The sequence below is a fragment of the Priestia flexa genome, from assembly GCF_021441905.1.
Taxonomy (GTDB): domain Bacteria; phylum Bacillota; class Bacilli; order Bacillales; family Bacillaceae_H; genus Priestia; species Priestia flexa.
Genome location: NZ_CP090431.1, coordinates 80,202 through 93,110 on the forward strand (window position 1 = coordinate 80,202; position 12,909 = coordinate 93,110).

The 12,909-nt window shown below is 38.5% G+C and carries 11 protein-coding genes; 7 read left to right on the plus strand and 4 right to left on the minus strand.

Annotated features, from left to right (window positions below; all coding sequences use genetic code 11):
* The first annotated feature begins 71 nt into the window (after positions 1 to 71).
* Positions 72 to 1,709, plus strand: coding sequence for a family 14 glycosylhydrolase (locus tag LZP85_RS00370; protein WP_119543401.1), 1,638 nt, complete (start codon positions 72 to 74; stop codon positions 1,707 to 1,709).
* Positions 1,710 to 1,744: 35 nt separating this feature from the next.
* Here the strand turns inward: LZP85_RS00370 and msrA are convergent, their stop codons facing one another.
* Entirely contained in the window at positions 1,745 to 2,260 is a 516-nt protein-coding gene (gene msrA / locus LZP85_RS00375) for a peptide-methionine (S)-S-oxide reductase MsrA (RefSeq protein WP_025907539.1), read from the minus strand.
* Positions 2,261 to 2,609: 349 nt separating this feature from the next.
* Between msrA and LZP85_RS00380 the strand changes: the two genes are divergently transcribed.
* Together LZP85_RS00380 and LZP85_RS00385 are read left to right on the plus strand one after the other, a co-directional pair.
* Positions 2,610 to 3,917 carry an ATP-binding protein gene (locus LZP85_RS00380; protein ID WP_226639396.1) on the plus strand — a complete coding sequence of 436 codons (1,308 nt, stop codon included), beginning with the start codon at positions 2,610 to 2,612 and terminating at the stop codon, positions 3,915 to 3,917.
* A 47-nt stretch (positions 3,918 to 3,964) separates the two neighbouring features.
* Complete coding sequence (locus tag LZP85_RS00385) at positions 3,965 to 4,795, plus strand: amidase (RefSeq protein ID WP_119543399.1); 831 nt, start codon at positions 3,965 to 3,967, stop codon at positions 4,793 to 4,795.
* Between the two features lie 206 nt (positions 4,796 to 5,001).
* Here the strand turns inward: LZP85_RS00385 and LZP85_RS00390 are convergent, their stop codons facing one another.
* Entirely contained in the window at positions 5,002 to 6,558 is a 1,557-nt protein-coding gene (locus LZP85_RS00390) for an ABC-F family ATP-binding cassette domain-containing protein (protein ID WP_025907535.1), read from the minus strand.
* Positions 6,559 to 6,799: 241 nt separating this feature from the next.
* Between LZP85_RS00390 and LZP85_RS00395 the strand changes: the two genes are divergently transcribed.
* Both LZP85_RS00395 and LZP85_RS00400 read left to right on the plus strand, forming a co-directional pair.
* Positions 6,800 to 7,735 carry a D-2-hydroxyacid dehydrogenase gene (locus LZP85_RS00395; protein ID WP_061786450.1) on the plus strand — a complete coding sequence of 312 codons (936 nt, stop codon included), beginning with the start codon at positions 6,800 to 6,802 and terminating at the stop codon, positions 7,733 to 7,735.
* Between the two features lie 122 nt (positions 7,736 to 7,857).
* Positions 7,858 to 8,922, plus strand: a complete 1,065-nt coding sequence (locus LZP85_RS00400) for a nitric oxide synthase oxygenase (protein WP_226639445.1) — start codon at positions 7,858 to 7,860, stop codon at positions 8,920 to 8,922.
* Between the two features lie 123 nt (positions 8,923 to 9,045).
* On the opposite strand, the gene LZP85_RS00405 is transcribed toward LZP85_RS00400, so the two are convergent.
* A complete protein-coding gene (locus tag LZP85_RS00405; protein WP_206782828.1) occupies positions 9,046 to 9,177 on the minus strand; it encodes a YflJ family protein in 132 nt (43 codons plus the stop codon).
* A 149-nt stretch (positions 9,178 to 9,326) separates the two neighbouring features.
* Positions 9,327 to 9,776, minus strand: a complete 450-nt coding sequence (locus LZP85_RS00410) for an RrF2 family transcriptional regulator (protein WP_206782829.1) — start codon at positions 9,774 to 9,776, stop codon at positions 9,327 to 9,329.
* Between the two features lie 233 nt (positions 9,777 to 10,009).
* Here LZP85_RS00410 and hmpA point away from each other — a divergent pair, with 233 nt between their 5' ends.
* Together hmpA and LZP85_RS00420 are read left to right on the plus strand one after the other, a co-directional pair.
* Positions 10,010 to 11,212 (plus strand): NO-inducible flavohemoprotein, encoded by a 1,203-nt coding sequence (gene hmpA / locus LZP85_RS00415; RefSeq protein ID WP_226639398.1) that lies wholly within the window; start codon positions 10,010 to 10,012, stop codon positions 11,210 to 11,212.
* 72 nt (positions 11,213 to 11,284) lie between these two features.
* Entirely contained in the window at positions 11,285 to 12,574 is a 1,290-nt protein-coding gene (locus LZP85_RS00420) for a lysine N(6)-hydroxylase/L-ornithine N(5)-oxygenase family protein (RefSeq protein ID WP_119543663.1), read from the plus strand.
* Positions 12,575 to 12,909: the final 335 nt, after the last annotated feature.

Sequence of the window (12,909 nt, forward strand, 5' to 3'; positions counted from 1 at the left end):
TTTTCGCAACAGGATTTTGAAGAAAGAAGCCGAATATAACCTATTGGATTTTAAAAAATAGGGGGAATTATATGTACAAGCCAATTAAAAAGTTTGCATCACTTATTGTTTTGTTAAGTTTTGTTGCCGCTTTCATATTAGGGCCAACCAATAGCCAAGCAGCGGTAAATGGACAGTCGTTTAACTCGAATTACAAGACCTATTTAATGGCACCACTAAAGAAAGTAACGGAGTTTACTACGTGGGAAGCTTTTGAAAATGACCTTCGGAAGGCAAAGCAAAATGGGTTTTACGCTGTGACAGTAGATTTTTGGTGGGGAGATATGGAGAAAAACGGTGACCAGCAGTTCGACTTTTCTTATGCACAGCGATTCGCACAGGCAGCTCGAAATGCGGGAATAAAAATGGTGCCGATTATCTCGACGCATCAATGTGGTGGAAATGTAGGAGATGACTGTAACACGCCTCTTCCTTCATGGATTTGGAATACTAAAACAGATGATAGCCTATATTTTAAATCAGAAACAGGTACAGTAAACAAAGAAACAGTAAACCCATTAGCGACAGACGTAATTACAAAACAGTACGGGGAGCTATACACAGCATTTGCGCAAGCGTTAGCACCGTATAAAGACGTTATTCCAAAGGTTTATTTATCAGGGGGACCAGCTGGTGAGCTTCGCTATCCTTCATATACAGCTGCTGATGGGACAGGCTACCCTTCTAGAGGGAAATTTCAAGCATACACAGACTTTGCAAAATCTAAATTCCAAATGTGGGCCGTTAACAAGTATGGCTCGTTAGCGGGTGTAAACCAAGCATGGGGACTAAGTTTAACATCAACATCACAAATTTTACCACCTTCAGATGGGAATCAGTTTTTAAAGGATGGATATAACACAAACTATGGAAAAGACTTTCTAGAATGGTATCAAGGAGTTCTGCAAGACCATGCAAAGCGTATTGGAGCATTAGCTCATCAAGCCTTTGATCCGGTGTTTAATGTGCCTGTAGGAGCTAAAATAGCAGGGATACACTGGCAATATAATAATCCAACAATGCCTCATGCTGCTGAAAAGCCAGCGGGTTATAATAACTACAGTACGTTATTAGACTCATTTAAAACAGCCAAGCTAGATTTGACGTTTACGTGCTTAGAAATGGTTGATAGCGGGACATATCCTGAGTATTCAATGCCAAAAACGTTAGTAAAAGAAGTTGCAAGCCTAGCAAACGCAAAAGGGATTGTATTAAATGGTGAAAATGCTTTAAGTATCGGAAGTGAAGAGCAGTATAAACGCGCAGCTGAAATGACATTTAACTATAACTTTGCGGGCTTTACGCTTTTAAGATTCTATGATGTTATTAATAACTCAACGCGTATGAGCCAGTTTAATCAGCACTTAAATATAAAACCGGTTGCACAGACAATGGTTGTTAAAAATGCACCTACATCGTCTGGAGAGAGTGTTTACATCGTCGGAGATCGTCCTGAACTTGGACAGTGGGACACAATCGCTTATCCAATTAAACTCTCTTACAACTCAACGTACGGAGATTGGAGAGGAACCGTTAATTTCCCAGCCGATCGAAGCGTTCAGTTCAAAGCGATTATCAAGCGCTCGGATGGCTCATTAAAATCATGGCAACCAACCCAGCAGTATTGGAATGTTCCAGGAACGCCTACAACGTATACGAATAATTGGTAAGAAGAAAGCACCCATGCCAGCATGGGTGCTTATTTTTATTTCCAGTTCTCCTCAATAAACTCATCGCGGCCAGATTTAGCACGATCTTCTTTGTAGTGCTTAGGGTTTTTCTTATGAAAATCCTGATGATAATCTTCCGCTGCATAGAATTCAGAGGCAGGAAGAACCGCTGTTACGATAGGATTTTTAAAGCGGCCGCTATCGGCAACGGCTTGTTTTGATTCCTCTGCTTCCGTACGCTGTTGTTCATTATGGTAAAAAATTGCTGTTCTGTATTGAGGGCCACGATCTTGGAACTGACCGTCTGGATCAGTTGGATCGATTTGTGGCCAATAAAGATCTAATAAGCGCTTGTAAGGGAATACTTCCGGGTCAAACGTGATTTGTACAGCCTCATAATGACCTGAAGTACCTGATTTTACCTGCTCATAAGTTGGGTTTTCTACGGTACCACCTGTGTATCCTGATACAATACCATGAATGCCTTCTAGTTCATCGAAGGGTGTAACCATACACCAAAAGCATCCACCTGCAAACGTTGCTTTTTCCATATAAATCCCTCATTCTCTTTGTAATTATGTTCTGTATTATAACAAAACAGAGCGGATAGAGCGAATAATTGATTTACCTAGTAGATTGGTTGAGAAGAAGGAATTATGTAGCAAAACAAAGCTAGCTATGAATAGTTGAGAATGCAGAAGAGGAAAGAAGAAAAAAGTGATAAAATAAAAAGGATATATGTCTAGCTTACATATAGCCACGAGTAGTTAGTTATGTATGCTCAAAAGCGTATTGAATACGTTTTTGCAAGTCATATAAGAAGAATAAACTGAGAAATTTACTAGTTATCCACAGAAAAGATGGATAAGTACGAATAAATATACAATAGGAGAGTAAAAAATGATACAAGATAACCTCATCCTAGAGCATTATGGATTAAATGAGCTGAACTTTGAAACAATTAAAAGTTATCGAGATAAGTTTGCTGCAGTAAAGCCAGATCATCCTTGGAACGTCCTTGAAACCAAAGAGTTTCTTTATAAGATAGGAGCATGGGGAAAAGCGAGAGACACTCATAAAGAAGGTGTAACGCTTGCGGGCCTGCTTATGTTTAGTGAAGAGAGAATGATTACAGAAATTTTACCACAATACTTTTTAGAGTATCGAGAAAGCGATGCACAAGGTGGATGGAATGAACGATTCACATCCCAGGACGGTACATGGTCTGGAAATTTATATGACTTTTACTTTTATGTTACAGAGCAAGTCTATAAACATCAGCCAAATGGTGAGATCGCTTCCTCATTAGTTGAGGTAGTTACGAACATGTTGCTACATGCAGACTATAATGGAGAAGGTGGATTAACATTCGAATACAATCAGCAGAGCTGCGTATTCTCTAATCCAGGATTATTTCGAATTCCTGTGGATAAGGTGTTCATAACAAAGATGAGTAATTTAAGAAATCCACATTTATTTAAGCTATTTCGACTACTAAATTTATGTGAACGTTCTGGAAGCGGCTTAACCGCTCTCCACGATAAATGGAAATCATACGGCTACGAGCTTCCAACTATTGATCAAGATGTCTATCTAAAGAGGACAACTCTCAGTCTACCTATGTCTTTTCTAGAAGGACAGAAAGAGTCTGGAAATCAAACGACTTCGACTTTATCGTTTAATAACAATACGGGAAATAAAACGGGAGATGTCGAATCGACCGGAGAATTTGTTGAAAAAAGTAGCTCCTATAATAAAATTGTAAACTCCTTTAATAAAGATAATTCACATTTAATAGAGGAGTTTAAGGGTAAAAATATAGGAGTTAGTCCTGTTAATATAGGAGATAACCCCTATAATAAAGAAGAATGGTCCTATAATAAAAATAATTACTCCTATAATAAAAAAGATGTTTTAATTTCAGATTTAGAAGATGAAAATAGCGTTCTATGGAATCTAGCTGAAATAGCAAGGCGCAAAAAGCGATTAAGTCCAGCAAAAATGGAAGAAGTTATTGTTTCGCTATGCGCACAGCAGCCTCTTAGGCTAAAAGATTTAGCTCATTTACTAGATCGTACGCCTGATGGAGTAAGAAACAATTACTTATCTAAAATGTTGCGCAAAGGTAAGCTTCAGCTTAAATATCCTGAACAGCCTAACCATCCAAAGCAAGCTTACTTAATCGAAGGTTATAGAAGGGAGGAATAAGTGTGAAGTGAAAAGTTGTTGGTTTATTTGTAGGGATGCTTGCTTTATTGGGTTCAACGAGTTGTGCTGCTAGTAGTGGTGAAGAAGTAGATGATACGTTTTTTTCAACATGGTTGTGGGATACGACTCGTATTGAACAGAATCCAGCCCAGTTGGTAAAAGATATTCAAAAAAAGAAGGTAAACCGTGTATATTTGCAAATTAACCATGAGGTACCTATCTTGGCATATCAACGTTTTATAAAATCTGCAAACAGTATCGGAATAACTGTCTATGCTTTAGATGGCAGTCGTACATGGGCAACGTCAGGTCAATCAGATTATGCAGCCTTTTGGGACTGGATTGGATACTACCAAGAAGAAGTAGCAGTTGATGAGCGCTTTAAAGGCGTTCATCTAGATGTTGAGCCGTATTTATTGCCGAATTGGGAAAAGAATCAGCTGCAAATCGTTAGTGCGTATGAAGAAATGATACGAGACGCTGCTAATCGGGCTAAAGCGCTTCAGGTGCCAGTAGGAGCTGACATTCCATTTTGGTTTGATGAAATAGATTCAACCACTGAATCAGATAGCCTTGCTTACTCCGTTATTAAGATGGTTGATGAAGTAACAATAATGGCTTATCGCAATAAAGCGAAGGGGGAAAATGGATTTATTGAGCTTACAAAGAATGAACGTAGGTGGGGATCAGTGCTTTCGACTCCTATTGAAATTGGATTGGAAACCGTGCCTTCAACGGAAGGGAAGTTTATTTCGTTTGCTTCTAAAGGTGAGGCAGCTATGATGCAAGAAATTCAAGAAATGATTCTTATAGTAGATGATAAATCCACCCGTTTCAGCATTCATCATTTTGATAGTTGGGTGAACATGAAAAAATAAGCCGGCTAGCTGTTAAAGCTAACCGGCTTGTCCAATTAGGGGAGAATATGATTCTAGTATGGTCGGGTGTAAACAAATTTATACACAGCTTATTTATAAAAATAAAAAAAGTAACCATCCGAAAATGGTTACTCAATACAAAGGGGGGGGAACTTACTAATAGCATTCCCGCTTTTTTCCTTTATATGCACATAGTGATGAAAAAATTAAAATAATTTTGTTGTCCACGTTTCGCAGTTCCATACGTCCGTTACAACGTCTTCATAAAACTCAGGTTCGTGACAAATAAGCAAAATGCTTCCTTTGTATTCTTTTAAAGCACGCTTTAATTCTTCCTTGGCATCTACGTCTAAGTGGTTGGTAGGCTCATCGAGAACAAGAATGTTGGTTTCATTGTTAATGAGCTTACATAGGCGAACCTTTGCTTTTTCTCCACCGCTTAATACTTCAACTTTACTTTCAATATGCTTCGTTGTTAAACCGCATTTCGCAAGCGCAGCGCGAATTTCGTACTGCGTAAAGTGAGGGAATTCATTCCAGACTTCTTCAATACATGTGTTATAATTGGTTTTTTTGATTTCTTGTTCAAAGTAGCCGATGTGCTGATAGTCTCCTTTTTCAACAGAACCAGATAGCGGTTTGATTTCACCTAAAATACTTTTTAATAGCGTTGTTTTACCAATTCCGTTCGCACCGGATAATGCGATTTTCTGACCACGCTCCATGCGGAGATTCAGTGGTTTTGATAACGGCTCGTCATACCCAATGACTAAATCTGTTGTTTCGAAAATCAGCTTGCTGGATGTACGTGCAGGTTTGAAGTTGAATTCTGGTTTCGGACGCTCTTGAGCAAGCTCAATAACCTCCATTTTATCAAGCTTCTTTTGTCGAGACATTGCCATGTTTCGTGTCGACACACGAGCTTTGTTTCGAGCCACAAAATCCTTTAAATCAGCCATTTCTTGCTGTTGCTTTTTGTAAGCTGCTTCTAGCTGCTGTTTTTTCATTTCATAGATTTTCATAAAATCATCGTAGTCGCCTACATAGCGATTCAACTCTTGATTTTCCATATGATAAATAAGGTTAATAACGCTATTTAAAAATGGAATATCATGCGAGATTAAAATAAATGCATTTTCGTATTCCTGTAGGTAACGTTTCAACCATTCAATATGCTGCTCATCTAAATAGTTAGTGGGCTCATCAAGTAAAAGAATCTCTGGTTTTTCTAACAAGAGTTTCGCAAGAAGGACTTTTGTACGCTGCCCACCGCTTAAGTCTTGCACATCACGCTCTAATCCGATATCTTCTAGTCCTAGCCCTCTAGCGATTTCTTCAACCTTAGCATCAATGACATAGAAATCATTATTCGTTAATAAATCCTGGATTGTACCCACTTCTTCCAGAAGCTTTTCTAGTTCTTCAGGAGAGACGTCAGCCATTTTTTCATATAGTCCGTTCATCTGCGCTTCTAAGTCAAATAAGTATTGAAACGCACCTTTTAAAACGTCGCGGATTGTTAATCCCTTTTCAAGAGAAGTGTGCTGGTCAAGGTAACCGACACGAACTTTTCTAGACCACTCAACTTTTCCGGCATCCGGCTCGAGCTTTCCTGTAATAATGTTCATAAACGTTGATTTACCTTCTCCGTTTGCTCCGATTAAACCTACGTGTTCACCTTTTAACAGGCGAAATGAAACATCATTAAAAATTGCGCGATCACCAAAGCCATGACTTAAATTTTTAACCGTTAGTACGCTCATGTTTACACACCTTTTCTATTTAAAATCAATCGATGATTGTTTATCTATCAGTAATCCACCCCCGATTATAGCGAAATTAGAGAGATAAATCCATGCTAATATTATGTCATTCCGTAACAGGTGATGTTTAGGCGCTTGTTTCAGAAAAAAAGAATGAATAAATGTTTCAGACTCGATTGTTTCTATTTCATGCTTCATAATAAGAAACAAGGATATAGGTTGAAGCAAGGGGGAGCAGACAGTGGAGATTCAAAACATTTTGGTCACAAGCCGCATGTATAAAGAATTAGAGGGTATCATTGAAAGAGAAGATAAGCGAGGCAAGACTTTTCGCTACGTTGATGAAAAAAATATAAACGATGAGGACTTGAAGTGGGCAGATGCTTATATGAGCTTTTATCCTGTTGAAAACTTTGCCTTTCATCAAATGAAGTGGGTTCATTCTTTAGGAGCAGGTGTAGATCGCTACGTCAAATTAGATAGTTGGAAAGACGATGTTATTTTGACAAGAACCGTTTGCTCATTTGGAGCGAGAATGAGCGAGTATTGTTTAAGCTATATGCTGAGTGAGCTTCAGTACCATGTTGCTTTTCAAAAAGCACAGCGTGAAAAGAAATGGGAGCCATTGGAACCTGTTTTGTTATCAAGTCAAAAAGTTGTTATTTATGGAACTGGTGAAATTGGACAGTCTATTGCAGAAATGTTAAAAAGGTTTGGTGTCCAAGTAACAGGAGTTTCTCGAAGTGGCAAAAGCAACCAACATTTTCATCAGGTTGTAGCAACAGGTGATGAAGCATCGCATGTAAAACAAGCAGATTGGATCATTAATACACTGCCGCTAACGCCTGAAACGAATCGTATGTTTAATGCGGAGTGGATGAATATTTTACAAGGTGCATACTTTATTAATGTAGGAAGAGGCGCAACGGTTGATACGGTATCACTTATAGAAGCTATCAATACGAGAAGAATTAAAAAGGCATTTTTAGATGTGTTTGAAGTGGAACCGCTACCTCAATCTGATATGCTATGGGAGCATGAGAACATCGTAATTACGCCTCATATTTCGGCTGTTACGACGCCTGAAGAAGCGGTTGCTTGTTTTTTTGATACGCTAGATCGAATTGAAGCGGACAAACCGTTAGAAAATAAAGTAGATCTTAATCGAGGATACTGACGTATAAAATAAACATTGTAAAAAGCTTTTAATTCAAGGTAATGGTATACTGAAGAATGCTTGCGGTTAAAAGCAAGAAGTTGTTCTTCTAGGAGTGAACAAAATTGAACAAACAAGACTTGATGATAAAAGCGAGTGAATTTATTCACCTTTGTTATATAGAGCTTGATAGAGCCGAAGAAACTGCTGAGCGTTTAGTGCAGGTTCAAAAAGAAATTGAAGAAACAGGAACGTACACTCACACGTTTGATGAGCTTGAACATGGTGCTCGAATGGCTTGGAGAAACAGCAACAAATGTATCGGTCGCTTATTTTGGCAGTCTCTTCACGTGTTTGATGAGCGTGAAGCATCAACTGTTGAAGAAGTACGCGATGCTCTTTATAAGCATATTGAGTATGCGACTAACGATGGGAAAATTCGCTCAACGATTACGGTTTTTAAACCAAAAGCAGGTGAGAAAGAGCCGGTACGAATCTGGAATCATCAGCTGCTGAGGTACGCAGGCTATGAAATGGAATATGGACAGCTTGGTGATGCCGCATCCAATGAATTTACGAAAGTGTGCCAAGAGTTAGGTTGGGAAGGAGCCGGTACACACTTTGATTTGCTTCCTTTAGTTATTCAAGTGAATGGGGAGAAGCCGCAGTGGTTCTCGATTCCTAAGGAACTTGTCAAGGAAGTCACTATTACTCACCCAGAGATAGCAGGATTTGCTAATCTACAGCTTAAATGGTATGGAGTGCCGATGATTTCTGATATGAATCTGGAAATTGGTGGGATTGAATATATAGCTGCACCGTTTAACGGCTGGTATATGGGCACAGAAATTGGCGCGCGTAATTTAGCGGATACAGATCGTTATAATATGCTTCCTAAAGTTGCCTCTATTATGGGGTTAGATACTCGCTATAACGCAACGCTATGGAAGGATAAAGCGCTTGTTGAACTAAATGTGGCCGTCCTGTCTTCTTTTAAAGAGCAAGGTGTCAGTATCGTTGATCATCATACAGCTGCCCAGCAGTTTCGCTTATTTGAAGAGCGTGAAGAGAAAAATGGACGAGAAGTAACGGGGAACTGGACGTGGCTCATCCCACCAGTTTCACCAGCGACGACGCATATTTTTCACAAGCCTTATAAAAACAAGGTGCTGTCACCGAATTATTTTTATCAGAAAAAACCATATTAAAAACCACGAGACTCTCGTGGTTTTTAATTTTCTTATAAAGAGGCTTTTAAGATAGAAAGAATATCTTCTTTATTTAGCGGTTTGAAGTTACCAAAGCCGTGGATAATTAGTTAATGGTTATGCTTATCTTTTGTGCTTATCAAGTAGATTGGCAAGTATATGCGTTTTGTACTTTTCAATTTTACGTCCTTCATGGTGTCTTACACCATTTTGTTTTAATTGTTCAACGTACCAACCTTTGCTTGCTACATGCATCCTATAACACCCTTTCTTCTCATTTGTAGTTACACAGCTGAACAGAATGAGGTTCATTGTCTGCTTGAATGGAAGAGCTCTGTCTTTCCAATCTGTGTGCCATTGTAACATCTTTTAAAATAAGAAAAAAGGGGGGAGAAGCAATTTTGTTAATCGAGTTGTTGACCGGATAACAATAAGAAATTTAGCTCATCTTTGTTCATAACTAAGTCTTGAAGCGTATAACCATCAAGTACTTTGATAAAAGCTTGCATGGCTTCGTAGAGCACATGCTTGAGCTTGCATGAAGGAGAAATTGTACATTTATTAAGCTCGCTGTTAAAACATTCAACAATATGAAAATCTTCTTCTGTTTGGCGCACGACAGCACCAATATTAATTTCTTTAGGGTTTTTTGCTAATCGAATGCCGCCTTTACGCCCGCGGATCGTCTCTATTAATCCAAGCTTTCCTAGTTCATGGGTTACCTTCATCAAGTGATTCTTTGATATTTGATAAGCGTCAGCAATTTCTTTAATATTGCTTAAGCTTTGACGATCTCGAACAGCTAAGTAAAGCAGCACACGTAAGGAATAATCCGTATACTGTGTTAGCCTCATAGTTTCACGCTTCTTTCTGTACTAACTTTATTAATCATATCATGACTGTTTCCGACAGGAATAGCAAGTTGCTCTTTGTTTCGCACATTGCTAATTTGTGAATTATTTATTGCGGTTTTCAGAAGTAGCTATTTTTTTCAAGAAGTTTAGGGTATTATAAAGATGTATTTTTGATATATCTTTTTTGTTTTAAAACATATATATTAAATATATCTTTTTAGGAGGATAACAAAATGAATCAGCATGAAATTGATATTGTAAAAAGCACGGCTCCTGTTTTAGCACAGTATGGTGAACAAATTACGACCTGTTTTTATCGAAATTTATTTGAAGCTCATCCGGAGTTATTAAACGTATTTAATCGTACAAATCAACGAACAGGGCGCCAACAAACCGCTCTTGCTAACACGGTATATGCAGCCGCACAGCATATCGATCAGCTCCATGTATTGGTTCCTGTTGTGAAACAAATTGCTCATAAACACCGAAGCATTGGTGTGAAAGCTGAGCATTATCCGATTGTAGGTGAATTTTTACTTGGGGCTATTAAAGAGGTCCTTGGAGATAGCGCAACCGATGATATTTTAGCAGCATGGAAGAAAGCATACGGAGACATTGCTGACATTTTTATTTCTGTCGAAAAAGAAATGTATGAGCAAGCGGAAGGTGCTAAAGGTGGATGGAGTGATTATAAACCGTTTGTGGTGGCTAAGAAAGTTAAAGAGTCGAGTGATGTGTACTCTTTCTATTTAAAACCGGTCGATCAAAATCCATTACCTACTTTTTTACCAGGGCAGTATGTAAGTGTGCGTGTTCAGGTACCTTCAGAGGAATTTATGTCTATTCGTCAATATAGCTTATCTGATTTTTGGGACCAGTCATACTATCGCATTACGGTAAAACGAGAAGTGAATGTAGCAGAAGGGGAAGTATCAGCTTATTTACATGATCACGTAGAAGTAGGAAATGAAATTGAAATGAGCGCGCCTGCTGGTGACTTTGTTTTAGAGCAGAGCGAAGAGCATCCAGTGGTCTTGATTAGCGGAGGAGTTGGCATAACGCCAACAATGCCAATGTTGAAAAAATCCATTGAAGAGCATCGGGATATTACGTTTATTCATGCAGTGAGAACGAAAGAACAGCATATTTTTAAAGATGAGCTACAGGAGCTTTTCGCTAAGTATCCGTTTAGCTACCACATAGCATATAGTGACGGAGATGTAGATGCCGACAGAACGTATGACCAAAAAGCTGGACGTATTATTCGCGACGACTTACAGAAGTGGTGTAAAAACCCAGAAGCTTCTTTTTATATTTGTGGTTCACCATTATTTATGGAAGAAATGATTAAAAGCTTAAAGGCAATAGGAGTGAAAAGCGAAAGTATTCATTTTGAGGCTTTTACCCCTAAAATGAGCGTAGCGGTAACTGAATAAATTTGCGTAGAACGGGTAAAAAGCTAACAGGACTATAAACTGTTAGCTTTTTTGATGAAAGGGAGTTTTTTAATGAACGAACAAGTATATGATGTGATTGGAATCGGTATTGGCCCATTTAATTTAGGACTTGCTGCTTTAATTGAGCCTGTTGAAGAAATAAGTGCGGTGTTCTTTGATAAAGAAGAGAAATTTGAGTGGCATCCCGGTATGTTAATTGACGGAACAGACTTGCAAGTACCATTTTTAGCAGACTTAGTTACGTTTGCTGATCCGACTAGTCCCTATACGTTTTTAAACTATATCCATAAGCAAAAGCGCATGTATCCATTTTTTTATTTTAATCGATTCGATATTCCAAGGCAGGAGTATAACGAATATGCCAAATGGGTAGAAGCCCAGCTTAAATCGTGCCATTTTCAGCATGAAGTTGTGGATGTAAAGAATCATGAATATGGATATGAAGTAACTGTGAAGCAGACGAAGAGCAATAAAGAGGAGCTATTTTATGCGAAGCATGTGGTGCTCGGAACAGGTGCAGTTCCATTCGTACCAAAAGGTCTAAAACATTCCCTGGGAAATGATGTCGTACATAGCAGTTCATATTTACAGCACAAAGAGCATTTACAACAAGGACATCATATTACCGTAGTTGGTTCTGGTCAAAGCGCGGCAGAGATTTTTTATGACCTTTTAAAAAATCAGCCTACATATGGCTATCATCTGAGTTGGTTTACTCGCTCTTCAAACTTTCAGCAGTTAGATCAGTCAAAGCTTGCTCAAGAGCTATTCTCACCAGATTATGTTCAGCATTTTCATGATCTTCCTTTTAAAGAACGAATCCAAGCGTTAGAAGATTTAAATCCTTTACGAAATGGGATTGAAGCTTCCACTCTTCAGCATATTTATGATTTAATGTATCATCGCTCGATTCAAGGTGAGGTTCCGGTTACGATTCGAGCTTCAATCGAAGTAGAAGGAATAACAAATGAAGGTGGCTATCACTTACACTGCTGTCAAAAGCAAACAAATAAAGAATTCGCTTACGAAACTGATCGAGTGGTTCTCGCAACGGGTTATAAACCACACTTGCCAAAATGGATGGATAAATTTTACAATGAAATTGAATGGGAAGATGATAAGCGTTTTAAAGTAATGAAAGACTATCGCTTGCAGTTCAAAACCCCTCGTGACCATTACATGTTTACGCTAACAAATATTGAGCATTCCCATGGTTCAAGCGCAACAAACTTAGGGCTATCTGTTCAACGAAATCAATGTATCGTTAATACAATTGCGGGTAAAGAAATTTATCCTGTTTCCTTTAACACGACCTTTCAACAATTTGATTTACCTGAATGAGGGTGTGACATAACTACATGATTCCTTCTCAAAGAAGAATCGTGACTGTTCTAAACGAGTTAAGTTGTCAGAAAGCGTTCGTTCCATTGCACTACAGACACTCGCTTTCGGCGGGGAGGAACCTGATCCTCCTCGCTTCGCTGAGCGGTCTCAGTTTTTCCTCCAGTTCCCACAGGAGTCGCGTGTCCTACGCTCTATTCCACTCTTTTTTTAAACTTGTTTTTCAAGTCAACAAACAACTGAAGTATAAAAAAGAGATAACTCTCAATAGTTCGGATATATCATTGAATGAAATACTTATGTACCATCCTCATTTTTATGTGAAATGTAAGTGT

Bases quoted from the DNA above. Each gene is read 5' to 3' on its own strand.
- hmpA (WP_226639398.1), top strand. From the start codon at position 10,010: ATGAATCAGCATGAAATTGATATTGTAAAAAGCACGGCTCCTGTTTTA.
- LZP85_RS00400 (WP_226639445.1), top strand. From the start codon at position 7,858: ATGATAAAAGCGAGTGAATTTATTCACCTTTGTTATATAGAGCTTGAT.
- LZP85_RS00410 (WP_206782829.1), bottom strand. From the start codon at position 9,776: ATGAGGCTAACACAGTATACGGATTATTCCTTACGTGTGCTGCTTTAC.
- msrA (WP_025907539.1), bottom strand. From the start codon at position 2,260: ATGGAAAAAGCAACGTTTGCAGGTGGATGCTTTTGGTGTATGGTTACA.
- LZP85_RS00420 (WP_119543663.1), top strand. From the start codon at position 11,285: ATGAACGAACAAGTATATGATGTGATTGGAATCGGTATTGGCCCATTT.
- LZP85_RS00390 (WP_025907535.1), bottom strand. From the start codon at position 6,558: ATGAGCGTACTAACGGTTAAAAATTTAAGTCATGGCTTTGGTGATCGC.
- LZP85_RS00370 (WP_119543401.1), top strand. From the start codon at position 72: ATGTACAAGCCAATTAAAAAGTTTGCATCACTTATTGTTTTGTTAAGT.
- LZP85_RS00380 (WP_226639396.1), top strand. From the start codon at position 2,610: ATGATACAAGATAACCTCATCCTAGAGCATTATGGATTAAATGAGCTG.
- LZP85_RS00405 (WP_206782828.1), bottom strand. From the start codon at position 9,177: ATGCATGTAGCAAGCAAAGGTTGGTACGTTGAACAATTAAAACAAAAT.